The organism is Prevotella denticola (assembly GCF_900454835.1).
Lineage (GTDB): Bacteria > Bacteroidota > Bacteroidia > Bacteroidales > Bacteroidaceae > Prevotella > Prevotella denticola.
In genome coordinates, this window is record NZ_UGTM01000002.1 from 659,590 (window position 1) to 685,221 (window position 25,632).

Sequence of the window (25,632 nt, forward strand, 5' to 3'; positions counted from 1 at the left end):
TTTCACGAAAACCGTTGCGGATGAATCGAATACAGATATTGACAATTGTCTTCCTTGCCGGATGGAGTGTTGCCGGAGCACAGGAGGCTTACAAGCAGGCCGAATCTTTCAACCGACTTGCCAAAGAGGCTGTTTCCCGCATGGAGAAATGTCCGGATAGGGACTCTGTCGCCATTTTCAACGCTGTTGTGGATGGTGTGGAGTATTCACTGAAATGTGATGAGTTCGACAGAATGCCTAACCGGAAGGGGAAAGTGGAACCGAAGTTTGAAGAAGAGAACAGACGCCGGCTGGCCCTGCTTCATCCGATGCTGATAGATGCAGGCAAGTATTTCAGCAAGAGCGTGTATACGAAGCAGGAGGGAATGGATGCCCTGAAACTCTACCTGACAACACGCAGGTCGACTCTTGTGAAGGACAATGCGGATGAATCCGGGGTGGCCTCCTATTACCTTTCTTATTATTATCTGAAAGCGCATAACCTTCTGAAAGCCGATGAATATGCGGATTCGGCCATGCAGTACGATGAGACGGCACAGGCTGCCGCAGAAATAAAAGCCCAGTGTATGCACGACAAGATGGTGAATGAAGAGGACTCCCTGCGCTATCTTTCCGTTGTCCAGAAGCTCTACCGTGCCGATCCGACGAATGAGACTTATTTCGCATGGATCATGAAGTTCTATCAGAATCCTACACGGAAGTTCAACATAGAGGATTTCATTGACAAGATGCTGGAAGAGAATACGAACTCTACGGTTCCATGGATATTGAAGGGGGAGATTGCCATGCATGCCGAGCGGTGGGAGGAAGCCATTGATGCCTACAAGCAGGCTGACGAGATCGATCCGGGCAGCATCCCTGTCGCCTATAACATAGGCGTATGCCTGAATACGGTTGGAATGGCTGTACGCGACTCTGTGGCCGCACGGAAAAAGAAAGGAGAACTTGTTTCGGACAAGGAATTCCTGAATTATTTCTCCGAAGCACGCACTTATCTGGAGCGGGTAAAGGCAAAGGATCCGCGCAGGAACAGGGTGGATTGGGTTGGGCCGCTCTATCTTGATTATACCTTGTTGAACGATAAAATCAAGGCTGAAGAATTAGAACCCCTCGTAACAAACTATAAGAAGTGAAGAAAACAAGGATCATTCTTTTATGGCTCTGCCTTGTCATCCCTCTTTGCGGTTATGCACAGAAGAAACAGCTGCAAGCCTTCCGTGACCAGATAAAGGCAGGAAAGGATCTCGCAAAAGCCGAGAACGCACTTCGCGGGCTGCTTGTCGATTCCGCAGCGAGAACGGACAGCAGGATATGGCTTATGCTTTGCGATGCATTGACAAAGCAATATGAGCAGGGGAATGAGAAGTTATACTTGAAACAGAAGTATGATACAGCTGCCTTCTTCTCTGTCACGAGAAGGTTGTACGATGTCATGTCACGTTTCGACTCGCTTGACGCACGGCCAGACGAGAAGGGGCGGGTGCGTCCGAAGTACCGGGTCAGACATGCTGCATTCCTGAACTCGATCCGTCCGAATCTCTTCAACGGTGGAACCTATTTCGTTCACAGGAATGATTACCAGACGGCTTTTGAATATTACCGTGACTATCTGCTGTCGGCAGATTATCCGCTCTTCGCTGGATATGATTATATGCAGCATGATGCTCTTATTCCGCATGCTGCTTACTGGGCGATGTTCTGTGGATATAAACTGGGCGATGCCGACAAGACCATGCGCTTCAAGGACCTGGCTGAACGCGACACATCGATGCTGAACTTTGTAAGACAGTACGAGGCGGAGGCTTATTTGATGAGGAAGGACACAGCCATGTACGTGAAGTCCCTGCAGGCCGGTTTTGAACAGTATCCGAACTTCGCTTTTTTCTTTCCGCGTCTGGTAGAGTATTATGCCCGGATCGGTGAGCACGAGAAGGCACTTGAGATAACGGAACGTGCTTTGAAGGCCGATTCGACGAGCCTGCTGTTCCGTTTTGCCAAAAGTACGGCCCTGCTCAATCTCGGAAGGTACGATGAATGTATCCGGCTATGCAGACAGCTGATCAAAGAAAAAGAATCTTTTGCAGATGCCTATTACAATATAGGTCTCGCTTATTTCAACCAGGCGATAGAACTGAACAAGGACAGACAGAAGTATCGTTCAAACAAGGACAAGATAATCGCATTGTATCAGCGTTCAAAGCCTTACATGGAGAAGTACAGAACACTTGTACCTGAAGCGAAAAGCAAATGGCTGGCACCTCTGTATACCATTTATCTCAATCTGAACATGGGTAAGGAATTTGATGAAATAGACAAGATAAGAAAGGAAAAATAACGATGGACAATATTATGCTTGAAAAGCTGGGTATCACGCTGAATTCTATGCAGGAAGCCACTGCCGATGCAGTATTGCACACGGACAGAGACGTTGTGGTGATTTCGCCGACAGGATCAGGTAAAACGTATGCCTACCTGCTGCCTCTGGTACAGCGGCTGGATGCGTCGTCAGACGAATTGCAGGCTGTCGTTCTGGTGCCTGGGCGTGAACTGGCACTTCAGTCCGCCAATGTACTCAGGGATATGGGAAGCGGGTTGCGCTCCATGCCACTGTATGGCGGACGACCTACGATGGAAGAACACCGTATGCTGCGTGATGTGAAACCGCAGATTGTCTTCGTGACACCGGGGCGTATGAATGACCACCTTGACAAGGCGAACATCAATTCCAGAACAGTTAAATGGCTGGTGATAGATGAGTTCGACAAGTGCCTTGAACTGGGATTTCAAGACGAGATGAAGAGCATTCTCTGTAAGTTACCGGACATAGAAAGAAGAATCCTGCTTTCGGCAACAGATTCGGAATCGATTCCGGATTTCGTCTCCATGGGCAAGACGGTCCGTTTAGATTATCGGGCAGACGAGGGAAACATCCCCGACCGCATCCGTCTTTATACGGTTTCAAGTCCGGAGAAAGACAAGCTCGGAACATTGGAGAAGCTCCTGCTGTCTCTGGGTGACAGGAGCAGCATCGTATTCCTGAATTACCGCGACTCGGTTGAACGCACCGCCTTGTTCTTGAAAGAAAAAGGATTTACTGTAAGTTGGTTTCACGGAGGACTGGAGCAGCGTGAGCGTGAAGCTGCACTCTACCGGTTCTCCAATGGATCTGCACCGATTCTTGTCAGTACGGATCTGGCTTCTCGCGGACTGGACATTCCTGATGTCGACAATATCATTCACTATCATCTTCCGGAAACCGAGGATAGCTACGTTCATAGGGTAGGGCGTACAGCGCGTTGGGACAAGGGAGGTCAGTCCTTCTTCCTGCTCGGTCCGGAAGAATTCTTGCCCGACTATGTCGGCAAGGAACATCACGAGTATCAGATTCCAGAAGACCTGCCCCGTCCGGCACTGCCTCGTATGGCTACGATATATATAGGTAAAGGGAAAAAAGATAAAATATCGAAGAATGACATCGTTGGTTTCCTCTGTAAGAAGGGAGGATTACGGTCTTCCGAAATTGGGAAGATAGATGTCAGGGACCGTTTCTCTTATGTGGCTGTAACCCGTTCGGAGATAAAGAAAATAATTTCACTGACCAAAGGTGAAAAAATCAAGGGTATTCATACCGTTGTGGAAGAAGTAAGATAACACCGGGGACAAAGTGTCACTTCTGTATTTGCTGTGTACGTTCACATGTCTATGGTGTTTGAAATCATGTCGGATAAAAAATATGTTATTTTATTTGGAAGTATAAAAATAAAAGCGTATCTTCGCAACGTAAAGCCATAGAAAGCTCTGACAACATACAGGTTGTAACTACAAAACATAAGTCGAACTTAAACTAATCAAATCAGATGAAGAAGTACAATTTTAATGCAGGTCCATCAATGCTTCCACGCGAAGTGATTGAGAATACTGCGAAGCAGATTTTGGATTTCAATGGTATCGGTCTTTCCCTCATGGAAATCAGTCACCGTTCGAAAGATTTCCAGCCGGTTATAGACGAGAGTGTTGCTCTTATCAAAGAGCTGTTGGACGTGCCGGCAGGTTATTCTGTCATCTTCTTAGGAGGTGGTGCTTCGCTCGAGTTCATGCAGATTCCGGCCAATTTCCTGATCAAAAAGGCAGGTTATCTGAATACTGGTACATGGGCAAAGAAGGCTTTGAAAGAAGCCAAGCACTTCGGTGAGGTCGTTGAGGTCGCTTCTTCAGCTGATGACGGCTACATGAAGCTGCCTCACAACTTTGATATTCCAAAGGATCTGGATTATCTCCACATAACAAGCAACAATACCATTTATGGTACAGAATACCGCAAGGACCTGGATTCTCCTGTCCCGTTGATCGGCGATATGTCCTCTGACATCATGAGCCGTCCGGTTGACGTGTCAAAATACACCTGTATCTATGCCGGTGCACAGAAGAACATGGCAATGGCAGGGGTCACTGTGCTTATTGTGAAGGATGATATGCTGGGCAAGGCTCCACGCGAGTTGCCGACAATGGTTGACTACCGCACACACGTGGAGAAAGGTTCCATGTTCAATACTCCTCCTGTGGTTCCCATCTACTCTGTTCTGGAGACCATGCGCTGGGTGAAGGCACAGGGAGGTGTAAAGGAAATGGAACGTCGTGCTGACGAGCGTGCCCGTATTCTCTATGATGAGATTGATCGCAACAAGCTCTTCAGAGGCACTGTTGCAACAGAGGACCGTTCGGTAATGAATATCTGCTTCGTCATGAACGATGAGTATAAGGAGCTTGAAAAGCCGTTCTTCGACTTTGCTACTGAACGTGGCATGGTAGGCATCAAGGGACACCGCTCTGTCGGTGGCTTCCGCGCTTCCTGCTACAATGCCCAGACACTCGAAGGCGTGAATGCTCTCGTTCAGGCCATGAAGGATTTCGAGGCGCAGCACTAAATAAATAATCATCAGGCTTGGCAATGGTAGAAATATCATTCGCTAAGTCTGAACGGTATCTTTACTATATTCAAACCTAAACTTTAAAGCTATGAAGGTTTTAATTGCAACCGAGAAACCATTTGCACCGGCAGCTGTGCAAGGGATTACAAACGAACTTAAAGGAGCGGGACACGAGGTGGTTCTGCTTGAGAAGTATACGGAGAAATCACAGCTCCTCGATGCCGTGAAGGATGCCGATGCGATGATTGTCCGCTCTGACAAAATTACTCCGGAAGTTCTTGACGCTGCCAGGCAGTTGAAGATTGTTGTTCGTGCCGGTGCCGGTTACGATTCCATCGACACCGCCTATGCAAAGGAAAAGGGTGTTGTTGTTGAGAACACTCCTGGCCAGAACTCTAACGCTGTTGCCGAACTCGTATTCGGTATGTTGGTATATGCTGTCCGCAACTTTTACAATGGAAAGGCCGGTACAGAGCTGATGGGTAAGAAACTGGGTATTCTGGCTTTTGGCAATGTCGGACGCAATGTGGCACGCATTGCCAAGGGCTTCGGTATGGAAGTTTATGCATACGATGCATTCTGTCCGGCTGAGGCTATCGAAGCAGCCGGGGTACATGCAGTCAAGTCACAGGACGAGCTGTTCAAGACCTGCAATGTTCTTTCACTCCACATCCCTGCAACGCCACAGACCGTGAAGAGCATTGACTACCGTCTGGTTAATCTGCTCCCAAAGAAAGGTATTCTCATCAATACTGCACGCAAGGAGGTTATCAATGAGGAAGAACTGTTGAAATTGATGTCAGAGCGTGAAGACTTGAAGTTCATCACAGATATCAAGCCTGATGCTGATGAGGAGTTCAAGAAGTTTGAAGGCCGCTACTTCTCAACACCGAAGAAGATGGGTGCCCAGACAGCAGAGGCGAATACCAATGCAGGTATTGCTGCTGCAAAGCAGATCAATGCTTTCTTTGCAACAGGTGACACTAAGTTCCAGGTAAACAAATAAAAAATCATTATATAAGGATTGATTGCTATGACCGTCAAGAACAGGTTGCAGCATTCAATCCTTTTTCATTTTCTAAAACCTAAACACTATGGCAGTTATCAAACCATTCAAGGGTGTCCGTCCACCTAAGAATCTTGTAGAATTGGTAGCAAGTCGTCCTTATGATGTGCTCGACTCGGAAGAGGCACGTGAAGAGGCCGGCGACAACGAAAAGAGTCTGTATCATATCATCAAGCCTGAAATCAATTTCGAGCCAGGAACCAGCGAATATGACCCTCGTGTCTACGAGAGTGCTGTCGAACAGTTCAGGAAATTCCAGAAGGAAGGCTGGCTTGTGCAGGATGACAAGGAACATTATTATATCTATGCGCAGACCATGAATGGGAAGACACAGTATGGGCTTGTTGTCGGTGCGTTTGTCAACGACTATCTTACAGGTAACATCAAGAAACATGAGTTGACACGCCGCGACAAGGAAGAAGACCGCATGAAGCATGTCCGCGCATGCAATGCCAATATAGAGCCTGTCTTTTTTGCCTATCCTGACAACCGTGTTCTGGACAACCTGCTGAAAAAGTATGCCCAGACGCCACCTGAATATGATTTCGTCGCACCTGACGATGGTTTCCGCCATCAGTTCTGGGTAATTTCAGATGAGGCCGATATCAAGGCTGTGACAGAAGAGTTCAGAAAGATGCCGAGCCTTTACATAGCAGACGGGCACCACCGCTCGGCGGCTGCTGCTTTGGTGGGAGCAGAGAAAGCCAAGAACAATCCCAGACACAAGGGTGATGAAGAGTACAACTACTTCATGGCTGTATGCTTCCAGGCAAGTCAGTTGACGATTCTCGACTACAACCGTGTCATCAAGGACTTGAATGGCATGACTGCTGCAGGGTTCCTGAAAGCTTTGGAAAAGAATTTCACAGTCGAGTTGAAAGGAAAGGACGAGTATCGTCCGAAGAAGCTGCATGAGTTCTCGATGTATCTTGATGGTAACTGGTACAGTTTAGTTGCCAAGCCAGGTACATACGATGACAATGATCCGATAGGTGTCCTCGATGTAGACATCTCAAGCCGTCTTATCCTGGACGAACTGATGGGTATCAAGGATCTGCGTTCTGACAAACGAATTGATTTCGTGGGTGGTCTGCGTGGCCTTGGCGAACTGAAACGTCGTGTTGACAGTGGCGAAATGCGATGGGCATTGGCACTCTATCCCGTCTCTATGCAGCAGATCATGGATATTGCAGACAGTGGGAAAATCATGCCGCCTAAGGCTACATGGTTTGAGCCGAAACTCCGTTCAGGTCTTGTCATCCATAAGCTGGATTGAAACAGGAACATAAATTCCGAATGGATAACGATAAATACAAAACTATAAAAGAGAAAGCAATTGGCGAGGGATTTTACTCTGAAAAGCGGAGTAAATTCCTCGCTTTTGCCCATCATGTCGATTCTGTCGAAGAGGCTCTGGAGATTGTAAAGGCGTACAAGAAGAAATATTATGATGCACGGCACTGCTGTTATGCTTACAGGATTGGGCCGGATGGAACTGACTGCCGGGCCAATGATGACGGAGAGCCGTCTTCAACAGCAGGCAAACCTATTCTCGGACAGATTGACAGTCATGGGTTGACAAACACGCTTGTCTGTGTCATTCGATATTTCGGAGGGGTGAAACTTGGTACAGGCGGTCTGATTGTCGCATATCGGGAAGCGGCATCAGACGCATTGGAGAAAAGTGAGATCGAAGAACATTTTGTAGAGGAAGAAGTGGCGTTTACTTTTACTTATCCCATGATGAATGATGTCATGAAGATTATAAAAGAAATGAACCCACGTATTGTCAGTCAGGTTTTTGACAATACCTGTGAAATTGTCCTTTCTATAAGAAAGAGCCAGGCAGAAGAGCTGCGCACACGCTTTAGAAGTCTGTCATTTGTTTGAAACCGGAACTCATCAGGCCGATTTCCCTTGATAAAAAGGAGGTAATTCAATTCTTCCACATACTGTGTGTGCAGTATTTGCGGCTATGGAAGCAACAAAGGAAAATTTGATCTCGGGTCTTTCGTGTGGGAGCTTGCAAGACCGGCTGAATCAATGATTCTTTTCCATTCATTTCCATTAAGTCCTTATGCAATTATCGCTTGAATAATTTGGCGTTTACAGTAGAATTGTTTACTTTTGCACTGTCAAATCGAGGAAGTATGGCAGAGTGACCGAATGCGCTGGACTCGAAATCCGGTATACGCCCTTAAGCGTATCGGGGGTTTGAATCCCTCTACTTCCGCCAGTAAGGAGGATGTGTCAGGTGTACACATCCTCTTTTCATATCATTCCCCGTGTAAGTCAGTCATCGGTGTCTTACTGTATATGACAGCGACAGGAATGAACCGCACTCTCCAGCAAATGTGTGGATGCCCGCCACGTATTGTGTTGTCGGTAAACACCGGTCGTGTTGACGGCCCGCTCCTTGCAACATATTGCGGGGGATGGGAGCAGCTTGTAGCTGGAGAAGAACAGTGCCGGCAGAACTCATTTAATTAGAGGGCTTACTTTTCCGAAAACAATGCGGATTTTTCCCGTTTAAAGGATTATGCATAGGAAACCATGCTGTTTAAGTCTTATCGGACAGTATTCAATAAATTTAAGTGCAGGAAAGTGAAATGCATGGCCTTGGTGAACAGCCGTCCCTTCACGTCAAGGCTATGCGCTCTATGCGACAGCTGTCTACGCATTTAATGGTAGAATTCCGTTTCCCTTTCAGATGATCAGACTCAGCTTTCTTCTTGAGGGAGAGTACAGTGGCTATACGGCTGGACGGAAAAGCGAAATTTTCTTTATATTTGGTTGGGATTTAATCGGAAAATGAAAAAAGAGAGGTGACTGATTCGGATTGGGAATCAGTCACCTCTCGTCGTATATGGGGGCTTATTTATTTTGCAGGCATGATCAGCTTGTCACCAGTCTGCCTGATCAGCTCTCGTTTGAAGAAGTCACTGTACCCTGGTCGCTGTACTCGTTCACCGAGTCCAGTCGGTGTGCGGAGGAACTTGCCGTCCTTTTCAGGCTTGACAGCCATGTCGTTGAATTTTACGATCATGTAGATTGCCAGCCGACGCCAACGGGCAATCATCTCGTCACTCTTCTTGATGGAATAGCCGTTGAGATATTTTACAGCTGCAGCCTTGTCACTGGCATAGAGTGCCAAAGCCTTGGCTTCCACATCTTTCTGGGCTGCGAAGTAAGAGTTTTCGAGCGAGTCGCGTACCTCCTTCAGGGCCGGAAACAGCTGGGAGTAACGCGGGTAGGTCATGTTGCTGACCCAGTTGCAGACCCAAAAAGCGTTCTTGTCCGAAAAGGTCACGGCATCTGCTCCAGGAGTGTTGAAGCATTCTGCACGTTCGGTATTGCTGCAATAGATTGGTACATAGGCAACCATGTTCCCATCGTCATTGCCGAACCACAGGATGCCGCCAATCTCACGTGGCAGCCATGAACGGAGCTGGGCGACATAGGAGAAACCTGTCTGTTGAGTTGAGGTTGGACGTTCGTTGAAGCATTTCTTTCCGTCTACTTCAAACTGGAGCGGAGTAGGGCGGTAGGGTGAGTTCCATATTCCCTGGGCAATGTCCTTGTCGAGTGCCAGCGGTGTTCCCTCATAGTGGTCGCGCATACAGCTCTCCATCGTGGCCACATCGAGTTTTTTGTCCGGCACAATCCAAAGCGGCATATCCTCTGCCTGTTCGTCTTTGCCCAGGGCCCAGGGAAGCCAGTGGGACATGTCCTTGAAGTGGTTGAAGAAACTCCATACACGGGCATCGCACCAGCGGCGGCCGGTGAAATCGGGTTTGGCATAGGCCATCTTCCAGTTGAAGTCTTTGTCCTTGCCAGAGAACCATCCCTTTGAACGGGCATAGCTGATGCAGTTCTTAGATGTGATCACCTCTGTGTCATAGGTTGAGAACTGACCGATGCGGCTTTGGTTGGCATGACCGGAAATCATACCGTCCGGAATACGAACGGCAACCCATACCACCTTCTGTTTTCTGTCGCCACCGCATCCCTGCATCTCGAGCAGCCAGACCTCGTCGGGGTCTGCAATGGTGAAAGTTTCTCCTTCAGAGTTATATCCATAGGTTTCTGCCAGTGAGGTCATGATTTTGATGGCCTCACGGGCTGTCTTGCTGCGCTGCAGACCGAGATACATCAGTGAACCGTAATCGATTGTACCTGACTTGTCGACCATTTCCTCACGTCCACCGTAAGTTGTCTCACCGATACTTACCTGATATTCGTTGATGTTCCCGATTACATTGTAGGTAACAGAAGCCTCCGGGATGAAGCCGTGGCTTTCGTGTGTGTCGTAGTCGATGATCTCACGGCGTGTCCCCTTGGCGTGTGTGCCGGCGGGATAATGACACAGATTGGTGAACAGGCCGTAATCGTCGGCATTGTAAGTCACGAGGACAGATCCGTCCTTTGTTGCTCCCTTGGTTGCAATGAAATTGGTACACGCATGGGCATACGCCATCATGGAAAGGAAGAACAGTGTTGCAAATGTTTTCTTCATAATCTGCAATTTAAGAATTAATACTTTATCTTGGTCATGTATTCATGTCGGTTGTCTCGGTTGTCGACGGCTATGACCTTCAGCGTCCGTTCTTTTCCTGTAGGACGGACCGGGGTATCGGTCAGGTCGCAGAAGAATACTTCTTTGTTCTTGCCAAATGCCAGGAGGATGAACTTCCCGTCAACATAAGCCTCATATCCTTTCAGGCCGCTCCCCGTATCAGTTATCTTGAAGAAGAGATGATGTGGATTGAGGTTCATCCGTGTGATAGTCGGAGAGGTCTCATCAGACGCTATGTAATAGACATTCGACAGTTCCCGCAGTCGTCCTGTCACCCAGCCGTCGGCATATTCACCACCGCAGAACGATGCCGGTGCAGCAGCCCCTATGCCCGTCCGCATGGCAATATACAGTTTCTTGGGATTACGGACTACGCCTGCCGGTTTGATGCTTATCCGTGCGTAGTGGAACAATGGGAATGAAGCCTTGGAAAAGCTATAGCCCATTGAAAATGAACTGGCGGCATTGATGCGCCGTGGCTGTAACCAGCTGTTCTTCGCAAGCAACCCTTTCGGAATATCCAGCCGCACACCGTCCGCCTCATAGCGGTTGTCCTTGGCATAACAGAGCGGGGTTGCCTCTTCTGGGCCGACAGGTTTGGGAATGGCTTCAGGCTCACCACGTACAACAAACTCCTTTACAGTCTGATTGCCAAAGACATCGCTGATTACATAGCGCAGGTGATAGTCGCGTTGCCGGTTGAAGTTGATGATGCCTCTGTCAGCACCCGCCCGGAGGATAGGGAGCGTGTTGCCGGGTTCTATATACGACTTCATGAACCATATCTTCGTCGAAAGGAAGTGTTCGTAATCGCCCCATGAGTTCACCATCCTGTGGCAGCTTATCGGAATGTTGTTTACATCTGAGGAAAAGACAAGCCGTCCGTCACAGTACAGGCGTATATAACGTACGCCGTAATTGTTATATACGGAGTCCATGTGGTCGTTGGCCCTTACGCCGAAGCCCACCTTGCCCCATGCCTGGAAATGTCCCTTGTCAAAAGTGAAGATGCGTGAGGAGGATGAGTGCTGGAAGACGCCTTCCCCCGGCTGCGGATATGATTTGAAGGCATAGACGGCCGGTGCCGTCCTGTCTTTTACAATACCTTTGAGGAAATTGAGCGGGTCACAGAGATTGTCATTCTTTGTTCTGTGCATTTCCAGATGGATGTGCGGGCCTTGAGATGAGCCTGTATTTCCGCTGAGAGCAATGAACTGTCCTTTTGCGACAGGAAATTCTCCCGGTCGGAATTTTATGTCACAGGCATATTGGCGGTGTACATATTGCCACTTGCGTACGGCAGCCTCAATCTGTGGGGCAAATCGGTTCAGGTGGAAATAATAGCTTGTGTAGCCGTTCGGATGAGTTACCATCAGGGCGTGCCCTTCTCCGTACTTCTCAATGACGGCTCCCGAAATGTAGCCGTCGGCAATGGAGTAGACACCGAGGTTGACTTCCCTGTCGGTCTTGACATCAATCCCTCCGTGAAAGTGATTGGGGCGGGGTTCGCCGAAGTTTCCCGCCAGTTGCACAGGAACATGAACCGGCGAGCCAAAGGGCAATACGGATAATAAAAGATTCAATAACAGATTCATTCTCTATCAGATTCTTTTTTTCATTCTATGTTCTGTTCAAAGCTATGATGCCGAGACGGATGGAGAGGCTATTCCAGCAGTGTGTTCCCTTTGTAGGCCCTGGCCTTGCCATTGTCGTCAATCCGTATGGTGATGGTACCGGAGACCCATTCGGTCATTGGCTGTTCTTCGGTGAAGGGAAAGGTCATCTTGACGATGCCACTCTCTATTACCACTATTCCCTGTTCAATCAGCCCTTCGGGCAGTTCAATTATATGGGCTCCGATACGTCTTAGCGTAATCTTTCTCTTCCCTGTCATCGACTGGTCCTGTCTGGTATGCCACGTTCTTTCATTGCATCTGCAGGAGTTCTTGCCGGTGGTGCGACAGGCTGCTCGGGGACAGCCTGTGGATTGACGGGCTCGCCTCCGATGGTTCGGATCGGATCGGAACTCTGTAGCGAATCAGTATCCTCGACGGTACCTTCACGTCGGATATGCATACGCACAAGATGTATGTTGTTCAGAACAAGCATCTTGAAAGTTGTCGTAGGCTGCTGTCCTTTCAACATCAGGAAGTAGCCGCGGATGCTCTTGATACGCAGGGAGTCACCTGCATCGATGGTCATTGTCTGGTGAGAATCGGATGAGATATGCTGGTATTGCGTGACGATACTGTCATTGGAATAGGTGACAGCCATTACAACGACCGCATCACGCATACCGTCCTGTATCAGGAATTGTGAGTCGAAACTCATCAGCAGGCGGTCGCCTTTGTGGTAGGCTGTGTCCGCCTTGATTTCAAAGGTCTCACGGTCCACAGGGGCGTATGGAGAAAGAACCAGTGACCGGCTGCCGTGCCAGATGTCAGTCGTGTCTCCTTTCGAAGCAACGTCACCATATTGAGCCAGTTCACTCTCGGATGCACCTTGCGAGCGTGCCTCGTTCTCAAACCGTTTGGTAAGATCCACATAGATGTCGTGCAGCTTCTCGGTGTGGCGCATATAGTACTGAAGCGACTTGTCGAATTTCTCTTCCGACACTCCATACTTCTTCATCACGGCCAGTTTGAAAGCCTTTTCCCTTACGTCTGTGTAACCGTCACGGCTCACCATTGCCATGGACAGATGGTAGTCGTAGAGCATATCCTCCATTTCCGATGGCTGGATATACTCGGAGGGGATAGCAGGCTTGCAGCTTACAGAGAAGACTGCGAGCAGAACCCCACTGAATGCGGCATGCAGGCGTGCTTTATGTTTACTTCTTGTCATCAGTCATCCGGTTGTCTACATTGTCCTGGCTGTCAACGCCAGTCCTTCCGACAGCAGCCTTGCTGTCTGCGACCGGTCTGCTGTTGGCTGGCACCCAGCCGTTGAAGTCCTTGCGGAATGCAAGGATAATGGTTATTACCCCTATGGAAATACAGGAGTCTGCAAAGTTGAAGACAGGTGAGAAGAAGACGAATGACTCGCCCCCCCACAGTGGGAACCAGTCAGGAAACGTACCACGGAAAAGTGGGAAATAGAACATATCCACTACCTTGCCCATCAGTACCGGTGCATATCCTTCGCCCCATGAGACAAGTGTCGCCGGTGTCGCACCCTCTATATAATAAGGTGTGGAGGCGGTGAAGATCTGTCCATAGAAGATGGAGTCGAAAATGTTTCCGGCAGCACCGGCAGTGATCATAGCCAGTACGACGATATATCCCGTCCTTGCTCCCTGTCTGATACGGTTGGATATGTACCAGAGAAGGAGGCCTATGGCAATGATGCGGAACACACTGAGGAAGAGTTTGCTTCCCAGTTCCATGCCCCATGCCATACCCACATTCTCGACGAATTCTATCTGGAACCAGTCGAAGATATGGATGGACTCACCTAAGTTCATGTTAAGCTTGACAGCCACCTTGATGACCTGGTCGATTAGAATCAACAGGACAATCAGCGAAGCAGCTGTCAGGCTTTGTTTTTTCTGTTTGCTCATCAGTGATTTTTGTTTGCGACCTTGGATGCCACACTCAGTGTTGCATGAGGTACTACCCGCAGACGTTCTTTGGGAATCAGCTCTCCCGTGATTCGGTCGATGCCGTAGGTCTTGTTGTTGATTCTGACGAGTGCTGCCTGCAGAGCCTGGATGAACTTCTGCTGGCGTTGTGCCATCTGCACCAGTTCCTCCTTTGTCTGGCTTGAACTGCCTTCTTCCAGTGCCTTATACGTCGGTGAGGTGTCATCCACGTCATTCGTATTCTTGTTCATCAGGATTTTCATTGTTTCCTCATAGTCGGATTTGGCAACAGACAGTTTGTCATTTACAATCGAGCGGAACTCCTCGAGCTCCTCATCGGTATAACGCTTTTTTGTTTCCATAAAGTAAAATTGAATTAGGTTTATTGAATATGATCAGTAGAATACAGGAGTAGAGGCCGTCTCATGAGAAGACATCTTACCTGCAAAGAAAGAGCTTCCGGGCGCATTTGCCAATGCCCCCGGATCCCATTGTCTCAGTTCTTTTGTATAGCGATATGCAGTCTGAAGTCATCGAATTCGACCTCCGCACCGTTGTTTTCGCCAAGAGTTACAGCATCAGCAAGCACCTGGGTCCTGATCAGTTCGCCGAACGATTCTACTGCCGCCGCCACCTCCTTGTTCGGTTCAATGACAACAGCAATGCGGTCGGTGATTTCAAGTCCGGACTCTTTGCGCAGGTTCTGGATACGGTTGATCAGCTCTCGTGCCATACCCTCGCGACGGAGTTCGTCTGTCAGTTCAACCTCAAGGGCCACCGTCAGGTTACCCTCATTGCTGACCAGCCATCCCGGAATGTCCTCCGAGATGATTTCCACATCGGCTGCCTCCACTTTGACCGGCTGACCTTCTACCTCGAAGCAGAACTCGCCGGATGTCTCCAGTGTGGCGATCTCCTCCTGTGTCAGTTCGTTCATGCGGGCAGCGACCTGCTTCATCAGCTTGCCATATTTCTTGCCCATGACACGGAAGTTACACTTCACCTTCTTTACAAGAACGCCCTGACCTTCAACGAATACGAGTTCTTTCACGTTCACCTCGTGTCTGATAAGATCGGCCACAGCCTCTATGTGCTTCTTCTGTGTTGCGTCAACAGCCGGTATCATGATCTGTGCCAGTGGCTGACGCACCTTGATGTTCACCTTGCGGCGAAGGGCGAGAACCATTGATGTGATACGCTGTGCCATGTCCATACGTGCTTCAAGGTCAGCATCGATGACAGCCTCGTCGGCCACTGGCCAACGGTCGAGATGGATACTCTCGAGTTCTCCGCCGAGGTCCTTGTAGAGCTGGTCGGCATAGAACGGAGCGAAAGGTGCCAGCAGCCGTGCAACGGTCATCAGACTGGTGTACAGCGTGTCGTAAGCACTCTTCTTGTCGGCACTCATTTCCTTGCCCCAGAAACGTTTGCGGTTCAGACGGACGTACCAGTTGCTGAGGTCGTTGTTGACGAAAGCGTCAATCAACCGGCCGGCACGCGTCGGGTCAAAGTTCTCCAGCTCATGGGTAACACCCTTTATGAGTGAATTGAGTTTGGAGATGATCCAACGGTCAATCTCCGGAGCACCGGCCTTCACCGACTCGCAGGTTGCGGCATCATATCCGTCAACGTTCGCATAGAGTGCAAAGAAGCTGTATGTGTTGTATAAGGTGCCGAAGAACTTGCGGCGGCACTCGTCAACTCCCTCCGGGTCGAACTTCAGGTTGTCCCATGGTTCGCTGTTGGTCATCATGTAGAAGCGGACAGGATCGGCACCGTATTTATGCAGCATCTCGAACGGATCGGTCACGTTCCCCACGTGCTTGCTCATCTTGTTGCCCTTGGCATCGAGCACAAGGCCGGACGAAATGACATTCTTGAAGGCGACAGAATCGAACACCATCGTCGCAATGGCATGGAGCGTGAAGAACCAGCCGCGGGTCTGGTCGACACCCTCATTGATAAAATCAGCCGGGAAGAAAGCCGGTGGAACGGCTGTTCCTTCGTAGGTGGAGTGTACCAGTTCCCTGCGGTATTCGGCTTCGGTCTTGCCTGTGGCTTTCAATCCTTCTGCATTGATCTCGCCCTCGAACGGATAATGCAACTGTGCATAAGGCATGGAACCGCTGTCGAACCATACATCGATGAGGTCTGCCTCCCGGTGCATGGGTCTGCCCTCCTCGTTTACAAGAACAATCTCATCCACGTAAGGACGGTGCAGATCAATCCTGTCGTAATTCTCCTGACTGAAGTCCCCCACGACGAATCCGGCTTCTTTCAGCGGATTCCTGTCCATCACACCGGCGGCGACAGCCTTCTCAATCTCATTATAAAGCTCCTCTACCGAACCGATGCACTTCTCGCCGCGGTTCTCGTCACGCCAGATCGGCAGCGGAGTGCCCCAGAAGCGTGAACGGCTCAGGTTCCAGTCGTTCAGGTTCTCCAGCCAGTTGCCGAAGCGGCCGGTACCTGTCGATTCCGGCTGCCACCGGATGGTTCCGTTCAGTTCAACCATGCGCGCTTTCCTTGCCGTGTCCTTGATGAACCAGCTGTCGAGCGGATAGTAGAGGATGGGTTTGTCGGTACGCCAGCAGTGGGGATAGTTGTGTACGTGCTTCTGGATGTTGAAAGCCGTTCCCTCCTGCTTCATCTCCATGCAGATGACGATGTTCAGGTCTTCCGCCTTTTCTGAGGCCTTCTTGTCCCAGATGCCATTCGGATTGAAGCGCGGATCGTAGGCATTCTTCACATAGTCACCGGCATGATGGCCGTAAGCCTTTTCGTTGACACAAGCCTTGACGAAGTTTCTGTCCAGTTCGTCAATCGTGTAGTATTTCCCCTGCAGATCCACCATCGGGCGTGTTTCGCCTTTCTTTGATATAAGGTAGAGTGCAGGAATGTCGGCATCCCTGGCCACCTTGGCATCGTCTGCACCGAAGGTAGGGGCGATGTGTACGATGCCCGTACCGTCTTCTGTCGTCACGTAGTCGCCGAGGATGATGCGGAAAGCCTCGCTTTCCATCTCGACGAACCTGTCGCGGCCGTCCTCGCTCGTGAACACCTTCTCCGGATGAGCGGCAGCATAGTCGTTCACGAACTTAGGAGCAAGTTCACCGGTCTTCTCCACCGGCTTTACCCATGGCATGAGCTGCCGATAGTGCAGGCCCTCGAGTTCCGTACCCGTCAGTCTGGCTACGACACGATAGGGGACATATTTGTCGCCGCGCTCGTAGGGCGGCAGTTCGCCGCCGTCCGTTATCTCGCCTTCCGGTTTCAGATAGGCAGCGACACGGCTTGAAGCCATGACCAGCGTCAGTTTTTCAGCATCGTAGGGATTGTAGGTCTCGATGATATCGTATTCTATCTTTGGTCCTACGCAGAGCGCGACGTTTGAGGGCAAGGTCCAGGGAGTGGTGGTCCATGCCACGAAGCAGGGCTTTCCCCAGGCCTCCTTGGGAAGATCCGCCTTCTCTGCTAATACTTTCCAATCAGCAGCGGGGATGGAGAACTGCGCCGTAACGGTTGTGTCCTTCACGTCACGATAGCACCCCGGCTGGTTCAGTTCATGGCTCGAAAGGCCAGTGCCGGCAGCAGGGGAGTAGGGCTGTATGGTGTAACCTTTATAGAGCAGCCCCTTGTTGTAAAGCTGCTTGAGCAGCCACCACAGTGTCTCGATATACTTGTTGTCGTAGGTAATGTAGGGATGCTCCATGTCGACGAAGTAGCCCATTTCCTCTGTCAACTGCTTCCACTCGGCTGTGAACTTCATCACGTTCTCACGGCACTTGTGGTTGTAGTCTTCCGTCGAGATATATTTTGGGGATGAGTGGTTGTCAATGTCTTTCTTGGTGATACCCAGCTCTTTCTCTACACCCAATTCAACAGGAAGGCCGTGCGTATCCCAACCCGCCTTGCGATGAACCTGGAAGCCCTGCATGGTCTTGTAGCGGTTGAAAGCGTCCTTGATTGAACGTGCCAGCACATGGTGAATACCTGGGTGACCGTTGGCTGAAGGAGGTCCTTCGAAGAAGATGAACTGGGGATTACCCTCTCTTTCATCGATACTTTTGTGGAAGATGTCTTTCTTCTCCCACGCTTTCAAGATTTCCTGGTTGGTACTTACAAGGTCCAGTCCCTTGTGCTCGGCGAATTTCTTTGCCATATTATATCTGTTATTTTGCTTGTTTTCTAAATACCTGCAAAGATACAAATAACAACTGAAACTACCAAACTTTTCAGCTGTACGGGAAAGCCAATCGGTTTTCTGCCGGGCAAAGCGGCATCGTGACAGAGGGCGGACAGCAGAAAGAATAGGAGCAGATGTCGGATATTATCTTTGTTGCTGTTCCTTTCAGGTAAGCGGAATACACCGTATAAACACAGGAAAGTACGAAGAACAGGCAATGTTCATATAGACAGCCGTTCAAAGTGGAGCATTCCCATAATCCTGACATTGAATGGGAAATACGTAGGAATGAAACAGACATGACTGCTCTTTGTCTGACATCCCCATGAGGAAATTTGTCTGTCATCCCATGAGGAAAGAAGTAGAGACTTTTATTCGACGAGGCGGCCCTTCGCTTTTCTTTCTAAACCTTAATTCCGCAGTATTTTTTCTTGTGAGAATTTTTTATATGTTGAGATGTCTTTTGGGAGCTCTATATGTTGATATGAGGTGCTTCGGTGTTTCTTGGGTCTTTTCTAAGCATAAAATCCCCCACCCAAACCAATGGGGAATATGAGAACCACAAAGAAATGCTGCTTATTCAAGGAAGACCTCAGAGTAGTAGGTTTTATTTGTATACAGGTTCAGAACGTTCCACCTTCATGTTCGCACCCATTTTGCTGGCACGCTGACAAAATGTAGGATAAAGGCTTTCAGCCTGCTTGTCTTTTTCAACGGCTTGACCTTTTCGCTGATATGACGGACGAGATAGAGATAGAAGTTCTTCAGCATGGCGGTAACCATCATGAAAACCATGTTCTCATCCATGAAGGAAAAGGGCAGATGCGACCATCCGAAGTCATTGTTCTGTATGTCGAAGTTCTTTTCGCTTGCTCCACGCTCATTGTAGAATGTGATGATGTCCTTCTCTGTGGATGTCCGGTTATTGGTAAGGATACAGCGGTATGTGTATATCACTCCGAATATATCCGTCTGTTCCCTGCCGTGCTTGTCTTTCAAGGGACTACGCTATACGACAAGCCTGTATGACCTTCCTTCTATTAAGTTGTCCATGCTGACGGAGGTGACATCGCATCTCTCATAACCAACCTCAACGCTCTTCCATTCTTCCAGCTGGCGGAAGTCCTCGTGTCGGCTGCCGCAGTTGGCAGCACGTATATAGAACGTGTTGCAGCGCTGCTCTACGGTCTGGATGATCTCCTTCGAGAACGACCCGCAGTCGGCACGGAAACGCTCTATCACCACACCAAGTTCTGAGGTTACACGGTCCATAATGCGACGGAGCGTGTCCTCCTGATGGAATTTCACATTGGTGTTTCCGTCACGGTTCTCACCTCCGACTATGATTCCCCCGATGGAAGCCCAACCAGGGAAATAGCCATGGTCCTGCCTGTAGGAATACTTTGCATCGAACTTGTGGGCTGGAATAAACTGATGATCAAAGTTTAAGTCAACATGACTGCCCACCTTTATAAGCCCCATTCTTCGTATCATCCGTAAAAGTAAGGTATTCAACTTTTCTGCTGTGTTGAAACTATACGACTTGTCGGAGGTCTCGCTCTTATAGACAATATTTTTCTCGGTAAGCTCCTTTAGTCCGCGCCCCACGGTGTCGGCACCGGGTAACAGCGTATCAGGTCTCTGTTTGAACTGCCCAATAAGCGCATTGATGTCCTCAAGGCATTCTCCACCACAAAGGTAACTGAAGAAGAGAGAGCCGAAAATACTTCCATAACAGAATGCTTTGCCGCTACTTCCACGTTTGCCCAATACAGATTCGGTAAGTTTTTCAAAGCCCAACTTTGAGAAAACGTCCATAATATGATAAATTCCACCGTAAGAGGTGATATTCTCGTTTTTAATTGCTACCTTTGCCATGTCAGTTTTTTGCTTACTATGTTTGCAGCACCAAGATAGGTGGAATTTCTGACATATCCAAGTGTTTTGAGAACTTTGTTTCTCAGGCACTTGGAGTTCTTACAAGAATTTATGCTGCGGAATTAAGGACTTCTTGATTATTATTACTTAACTTTTTCATATGGCTATTCAAAATCGCATTATTAAATCTTGCATGAATTCTTTCTTGTCCGACTATCGGATAGAAGAGAAAGACGAAAGTGTCCAATTCGAACACTTTGTAAACTTCTGCATTGTTAGTAAGTATCAACTAGATGCCTACCAAGACGATCCGCTCCTTTACGAGGCTGTCCACACTGGTCAGGGCGGTGACTTCGGCATCGATGGTTTATTAGTCCTGGTCAATGATAATATCGTTACGAACAAGGAACAATTTGAAGGTATCGTTGGCAATGGGAAGTTTAATGTAAAAATTGTTTTTGTACAATCTAAGACTAGTAGTACTTTTGATTCTGGTGACATGCTAAAAATGGGTAATGGCATTACTCGCTTTTTCGACGTAAAGCCCATCAATGGGAATCCTAAAATCACTAAGGCGAAAGTACTGATGGATACTATTTTTGAGAAGGCTGATCGGTTTGAGAAGAATCCTGAATGCTATATTTATTATGTTACAACAGGAAAATGGACAAACGATGAGAATCTTGTCCAAGTACAACGAAAAATCATCAAGGACATAGAGATTCTTAATATTACTTCAAGAGTTGATCTCATTCCCGTAGATGCAGACAAGCTGCATTCTTTCTATCGTGAGGTGACACAGTCTATCGTCAAGAATGTGCCGATGGAAAAGACTGTTGCTTTCCCTGCAATAAGTGGAGTTAAGGAAGCTTATTTAGGACTGCTGAGCATAAAAGATCTCCTTAATTTGATTTGTGATGATGATGGCGTTCTTCAAAATGCTTTGTTCTATGAAAACGTCCGTGGTTTTTTAGGGTATAACCCTGTGAATGAAGAAATTCGGAGAACTCTTGTTGATGGCAAGAAATCTGTTCATTTCCCAATATTAAATAACGGAATAACGATCGTTGCCCGAACAATGAATCGGGTTGGTGACAATTTTACCATTTCAGATTTTCAAGTCGTTAATGGATGTCAAACGTGCAACGTGATATATTCGTCAAGAAACGATATTAAAAATGCAAAGAATATATTCTGTAGCATTAAACTGATTAGCACGGATGATCCAGAGCTTATTATAGACATTATCAAATCCACTAATAAGCAGACACAAGTTCTTGACGAGGCGTTTGAGTCATTAAAAGATTTTCATAAGAAGCTCCAAGCATATTATGAAACATACGATGCGCCTCAACGTTTGTATTATGAGCGCCGATCTAGGGAATTCAATACGCAAGAGGAAATTAATCGCAAACGTATCGTTACCTTAACAATGCAGATAAAGTCCTATTTGAGCATGTTCCTACTCGAACCACAGAGTACCCATCGATATTACGGAGAGCTCTTATCATCGTATCGCAAGAAGCTTTTTGTTGACAGCGACAAGTTGATTCTTTACTATACTGCAGCATGGTGCCTGTATCGAACGAATGAGGTGATCTTTAGCGATAGGAAATACAGTTCTATAAAGAAGTTCTCCTATCATATAATCATGTTAGTCGCACTATTAGCAGCAAAGCGACCGAACAACTTTAGACCTAATTCGGGCGATGCCGAGAAATACTGTAATAAAGTTCTTGATGTTGTCAACGATGATGCTAAATTTACGAAAGTTCTTGCTCAAGCTGCTGGGATAATTGCCTCAACATTGAGTTCTATGGGAGTCCATAAGTCTAGCTCCAAACAGAACGAGCAACTCACCAGACAAAGAGACTTTACTATCGCACTAATGCGAAACGCTGGGTATAAAGTGGAAGGACACTAATCAGTATATCCAAGTTTGTTAGTGGCTCTCCAATGGATAACTCTAGTGCTATATTTGCGGGCAGGCTTTTCAAGATATCTTTTGAAATGTCTGCCTGCATTTGTTTCTTACTGGATATAATTACATACTTCGAATTACTAATATTATCAGAGTTGGCCAGGCGATGAACATCGTTGACAAGTATAGGTCTTACAGTGCTAATAGCAAGATAATAATAAAGAATTCTCTTGGTGCGTTGAGCATCAAGGGAATCTCTTTAGGGATGTTCTAAAAATTAATTAGCTGAATATCAGCTAATAATTTTCTCAGGCACTTGGAGTTCTCACAAGAATTTATGCTGCGGAATTAAGAACTTTGTAATCATTAACCCCAAAAAAGAGAAGAAAATGAAGTATGTAACGTTAAACAACGGAGTGAAAATACCCCAATTGGGCTACGGGGTATATCAAGTGGAACCGACAGAAGCCGGACGTTGCGTGAACGACGCACTCGGCGCAGGTTATCGGATGGTGGATACTGCGCAAGCGTATCACAATGAAGAGGGCGTGGGCGCAGCAGTGAAGAAGAGCGGCATTGCCCGCAGCGAAATCTTTTTGGTGTCTAAAATATGGATAAGCAACTACGGCTACGAACGTGCCAAAGCAAGCATTGACGAGAGCCTGCGCCGGTTGCAGACCGAATACATCGACCTCATGCTGCTTCATCAGCCTTTTTGTGACTACTATGGTGCCTATCGCGCTTTGGAAGAGGCTTATCGGGAGGGCAAATTGCGCGCTATCGGTGTGAGCAATTTCCAGCCGAACCATTTCATTGACCTTGCGAGCAATGTCGAAATCGTACCGGCAGTGAACCAAGTGGAGACGCACGTCTTCTGCCAGCAAATCAGGAGTAAGGAGTACATGGATGAGTTCGGCACGCATACGATGTCGTGGGGACCGCTTGCCGAAGGTCGCAACGGACTCTTCGTGAATCCTGTGTTAAAGGAAATCGGCAAGGTGCATGGCAAGAGCGTGGCACAGGTTGCCCTCCGCTACCTCACCCAACGCGATGTCATCATCATTCCGAAGTCCGTCCACCGCAACCGTATGGAAGAGAACTTCAACATCTACGACTTCGAGCTTACACCCGACGAAATGGAGCGTATCAAATCCCTTGACCTCGCCAAAAGCGCATTTTTCGACCATAACGATCCGGAGACCGTGAAGATGTTTATGGGATGGAGAGCACTCTGATGTGATTTTGTCATGTCAAATTTTTGCTTACTTGTTATGTTTGCAGCACCAAGATAGGTGAAGTTTCTGACATATCCAAGTGTTTTGAGAACTTTGTTTCTCAGGCACTTGGAGTTCTCACAAGAATTTATGCTGCGGAATTAAGGCTAAAGAAAAAGAAGAGGTTTTGAACAAGGGATGAGAAGCAGATGATATTCAACAACTGTATTGCGTTTTGTCCTGATAATTTACCAGGCCAATGCCTCTCCCTGCCTGGTTTACGTGTTTGTTGATAAATTTGGACAAGTCTGACAGCCCATAAGCGTCAGGCTGTTTCTATGAAAGGTGTAACTCGCTCTTTATCAAGTCGGTACATACCTGTTTTGGAAAGGTGCTTAATTACGTTGCAGACAGGCGTTAACTGGCGTGCAAGTAGGCACTGATTGGAACGAAATCAGGCGTTAACAGAAAGGCAGGCAGTGCCTGTTACGGGACCGGGACTCTGTCTCCAGCTTTTCCACGCATGCCAGGACGGAAGAAACCGGTTGGATGAATAGTCCGAAATGTAAACTTCTTTTCATTCTTTATAGGACGGAATCCTGCTCCTCCGAGCGTCAGACATGACTGCTGTCCGGGCGCACATGGATTCCCCGTCTTTCATATCCTGGTTATCATGCAGGAACAGCGACTTGCAGACCGCTGTATGCGGGAGATACGGCCATAGGAATAGGAAGGCAGCCTGTCAGTTCAGGCCGTCTTCTTCTTTCATTGCTTCCAGACATTTCGGGCAGATACCCTTGTAATAGAGCTGTGTATCGTCAATCCTGAATCCCTTGCCGAGTTCGCCGGTATAGCGCGGCATCTCCATGGCCTCAAAGTCGTACACCTTCTCGCAGCGTTTGCAGAAGAAGTGTGCGTGCGGCTCCGTGACACCGTCGTAGCATACACGGTGGTCGTCGATGGTAATCATCAGTGCGGCTCCGTGTTCCGACAGCATTCTCAGCGTGTTGTAAACAGTTGTGCGGCTTACCGTAGGCAGTTGCTTTTTCAGTGCGACGAAAACCTCCTCCACCGTTGGGTGTGTATGGTGGGAAAGCAGGTACTTCATAATGGCGACACGCTGGATGGAAGGGCGGATACCCAATGCGATGAGTTTATTGTAAGCTGAATCCACTATAGTAAGATTTTATCAATTTATATTGAGAAATAATTTTATTATCAACACTGAATCCCCTGTGTGTACAGATGACTTACGTATTCTTTCTGCAAAGTTACTGTTTTTGTATTTAGCGGACAAATATTATGTTGTAAATTATACAAGGATAAGAGGGATTTGACTTTAATTCACACTTTATCTTTGTTATTTCATGTAATTTATAACGGTGTCTTTCCGTGTACCGTCCTGCATGGAACACTACTGGGTTTACAGGAATATTGCAGTCCTGCCAAAGGGAATTTCAGGGTCTGTCGTAAAAATACCATTGAAGTGTATTGCCGAGAGCCATAAAAATCTTACTTTTGTATCTGGATTCTGCTCAAGTGTACAGCGGGGCAGGACACACTCCTTTAAATTTAAACGAACATATAATCAGCATGAAAGAAGTCAGTTACAAAGAATTGAAATTCAATCCGTTCAATCTTCTTGGGAAGGAATGGATGCTCATTTCGGCCGGCAGTGAGCAGACCGGGTGCAATACGATGACTATCAGCTGGGGACACCTCGGCTGTCTCTGGGGACATAACGACCCGACTGCTGTTGTCTACCTCCGTCCAAGCCGCTATACAAAGACGTTTGTGGACCGGGAGGATTACTTTACACTCTGCGTCATGGATGAGTCTTTCAGGAAGCAGATGGCTTATCTTGGTTCTGTGTCGGGACGCGATGAAGACAAAATCGGGAAGGCCGGCCTCACGAAAGTGTTTGCTGACAACAGTGTCTATTTCAAGGAAGCCAAGCTGGTGTTCATCTGCAAGAAAGAATATGCTGCAGAATTACAGGAAAGCGGTTTTGTTGACAAGGACATCTTTCATCAGGCTTACCCTCTGAAAGACCTTCATACCATGTATGTCGGGAAGATTGAAAAGGTTTTGGTTCGAGACGATGAATATGTAGATGACAATGTCCGGTGATCATTTTCCCGTCAGCCAGGAATGAAAAAAAGAGACTGTATGAAAGCGCAGATGTACAAGGTTGCACATTCTGGCTGTCATGCAGTCTCTCTTAGTTGTATTTAGTGTTTTATTGACGGATCGTTTGGTCAGAGTCAGTCTGTTGACAAGCAG

General features: G+C 47.9%; 18 protein-coding genes, 1 tRNA gene and 1 pseudogene. 11 read left to right on the forward strand and 9 right to left on the reverse strand.

Annotated elements, in window-relative coordinates:
* The first annotated feature begins 20 nt into the window (after window positions 1-20).
* The 8 genes from DYH27_RS10805 (at window position 21) to DYH27_RS10840 (ending at window position 8,230) form a co-directional block, all read left to right on the forward strand.
* Complete coding sequence (locus DYH27_RS10805; RefSeq protein WP_025067907.1) at window positions 21-1,133, forward strand: tetratricopeptide repeat protein; 1,113 nt, start codon at window positions 21-23, stop codon at window positions 1,131-1,133.
* Window positions 1,130-2,335, forward strand: a complete 1,206-nt coding sequence (locus DYH27_RS10810; protein ID WP_025067908.1) for a tetratricopeptide repeat protein — start codon at window positions 1,130-1,132, stop codon at window positions 2,333-2,335. Before DYH27_RS10805 ends, DYH27_RS10810 begins: the two co-directional genes overlap by 4 nt.
* A 2-nt stretch (window positions 2,336-2,337) precedes the next feature.
* Window positions 2,338-3,651: a DEAD/DEAH box helicase gene (locus DYH27_RS10815; protein ID WP_025067909.1), complete on the forward strand. Its 1,314-nt coding sequence runs from the start codon at window positions 2,338-2,340 to the stop codon at window positions 3,649-3,651.
* Between the two features lie 206 nt (window positions 3,652-3,857).
* Complete coding sequence (gene serC, locus DYH27_RS10820) at window positions 3,858-4,925, forward strand: 3-phosphoserine/phosphohydroxythreonine transaminase (protein WP_025067910.1); 1,068 nt, start codon at window positions 3,858-3,860, stop codon at window positions 4,923-4,925.
* A gap of 91 nt (window positions 4,926-5,016) precedes the next feature.
* Window positions 5,017-5,934: a 3-phosphoglycerate dehydrogenase gene (locus DYH27_RS10825; protein WP_025067911.1), complete on the forward strand. Its 918-nt coding sequence runs from the start codon at window positions 5,017-5,019 to the stop codon at window positions 5,932-5,934.
* An 88-nt stretch (window positions 5,935-6,022) separates the two neighbouring features.
* Entirely contained in the window at window positions 6,023-7,270 is a 1,248-nt protein-coding gene (locus tag DYH27_RS10830) for a DUF1015 domain-containing protein (protein ID WP_025067912.1), read from the forward strand.
* Between the two features lie 20 nt (window positions 7,271-7,290).
* On the forward strand, window positions 7,291-7,884 hold the full coding sequence (locus DYH27_RS10835; RefSeq protein ID WP_025067913.1) for an IMPACT family protein: 594 nt from the start codon (window positions 7,291-7,293) through the stop codon (window positions 7,882-7,884).
* A 254-nt stretch (window positions 7,885-8,138) separates the two neighbouring features.
* Window positions 8,139-8,230 (forward strand) — tRNA-Ser (locus DYH27_RS10840).
* A 642-nt stretch (window positions 8,231-8,872) separates the two neighbouring features.
* Here DYH27_RS10840 and DYH27_RS10845 read toward each other — a convergent pair.
* From DYH27_RS10845 to DYH27_RS10890, 8 genes and pseudogenes are all read right to left on the reverse strand, one after another.
* Window positions 8,873-10,510 (reverse strand): dipeptidase, encoded by a 1,638-nt coding sequence (locus DYH27_RS10845; protein WP_029216613.1) that lies wholly within the window; start codon window positions 10,508-10,510, stop codon window positions 8,873-8,875.
* A gap of 17 nt (window positions 10,511-10,527) precedes the next feature.
* Complete coding sequence (locus DYH27_RS10850) at window positions 10,528-12,165, reverse strand: M23 family metallopeptidase (RefSeq protein WP_025067914.1); 1,638 nt, start codon at window positions 12,163-12,165, stop codon at window positions 10,528-10,530.
* A 68-nt stretch (window positions 12,166-12,233) separates the two neighbouring features.
* A complete protein-coding gene (locus DYH27_RS10855) occupies window positions 12,234-12,464 on the reverse strand; it encodes a hypothetical protein (RefSeq protein WP_004354354.1) in 231 nt (76 codons plus the stop codon).
* Complete coding sequence (locus DYH27_RS10860; protein WP_004354299.1) at window positions 12,461-13,414, reverse strand: DUF4296 domain-containing protein; 954 nt, start codon at window positions 13,412-13,414, stop codon at window positions 12,461-12,463. The genes DYH27_RS10855 and DYH27_RS10860 overlap by 4 nt, the downstream gene beginning before the upstream one ends.
* Entirely contained in the window at window positions 13,401-14,129 is a 729-nt protein-coding gene (locus DYH27_RS10865; RefSeq protein ID WP_025067915.1) for a lipoprotein signal peptidase, read from the reverse strand. Before DYH27_RS10865 ends, DYH27_RS10860 begins: the two co-directional genes overlap by 14 nt.
* Entirely contained in the window at window positions 14,129-14,512 is a 384-nt protein-coding gene (locus DYH27_RS10870) for a TraR/DksA family transcriptional regulator (RefSeq protein ID WP_004354373.1), read from the reverse strand. Before DYH27_RS10870 ends, DYH27_RS10865 begins: the two co-directional genes overlap by 1 nt.
* A gap of 134 nt (window positions 14,513-14,646) precedes the next feature.
* Window positions 14,647-18,312: an isoleucine--tRNA ligase gene (gene ileS, locus DYH27_RS10875; protein WP_029216614.1), complete on the reverse strand. Its 3,666-nt coding sequence runs from the start codon at window positions 18,310-18,312 to the stop codon at window positions 14,647-14,649.
* A gap of 600 nt (window positions 18,313-18,912) precedes the next feature.
* Window positions 18,913-20,214 (reverse strand): annotated as a pseudogene (locus tag DYH27_RS10890) (IS1380 family transposase).
* A 160-nt stretch (window positions 20,215-20,374) separates the two neighbouring features.
* Here DYH27_RS10890 and DYH27_RS10900 point away from each other — a divergent pair.
* Complete coding sequence (locus DYH27_RS10900) at window positions 20,375-22,138, forward strand: AIPR family protein (RefSeq protein WP_025067916.1); 1,764 nt, start codon at window positions 20,375-20,377, stop codon at window positions 22,136-22,138.
* Between the two features lie 386 nt (window positions 22,139-22,524).
* Window positions 22,525-23,370 carry an aldo/keto reductase gene (locus DYH27_RS10905; RefSeq protein ID WP_025067917.1) on the forward strand — a complete coding sequence of 282 codons (846 nt, stop codon included), beginning with the start codon at window positions 22,525-22,527 and terminating at the stop codon, window positions 23,368-23,370.
* 721 nt (window positions 23,371-24,091) lie between these two features.
* Here DYH27_RS10905 and DYH27_RS10910 read toward each other — a convergent pair.
* A complete protein-coding gene (locus DYH27_RS10910) occupies window positions 24,092-24,523 on the reverse strand; it encodes a Fur family transcriptional regulator (protein ID WP_004354362.1) in 432 nt (143 codons plus the stop codon).
* A gap of 419 nt (window positions 24,524-24,942) precedes the next feature.
* Here DYH27_RS10910 and DYH27_RS10915 point away from each other — a divergent pair, with 419 nt between their 5' ends.
* The gene (locus tag DYH27_RS10915; protein WP_025067918.1) at window positions 24,943-25,479 is read left to right on the forward strand and encodes a flavin reductase family protein; all 537 of its coding nucleotides are present in this window, start codon (window positions 24,943-24,945) and stop codon (window positions 25,477-25,479) included.
* Window positions 25,480-25,632 lie beyond the last annotated feature (153 nt).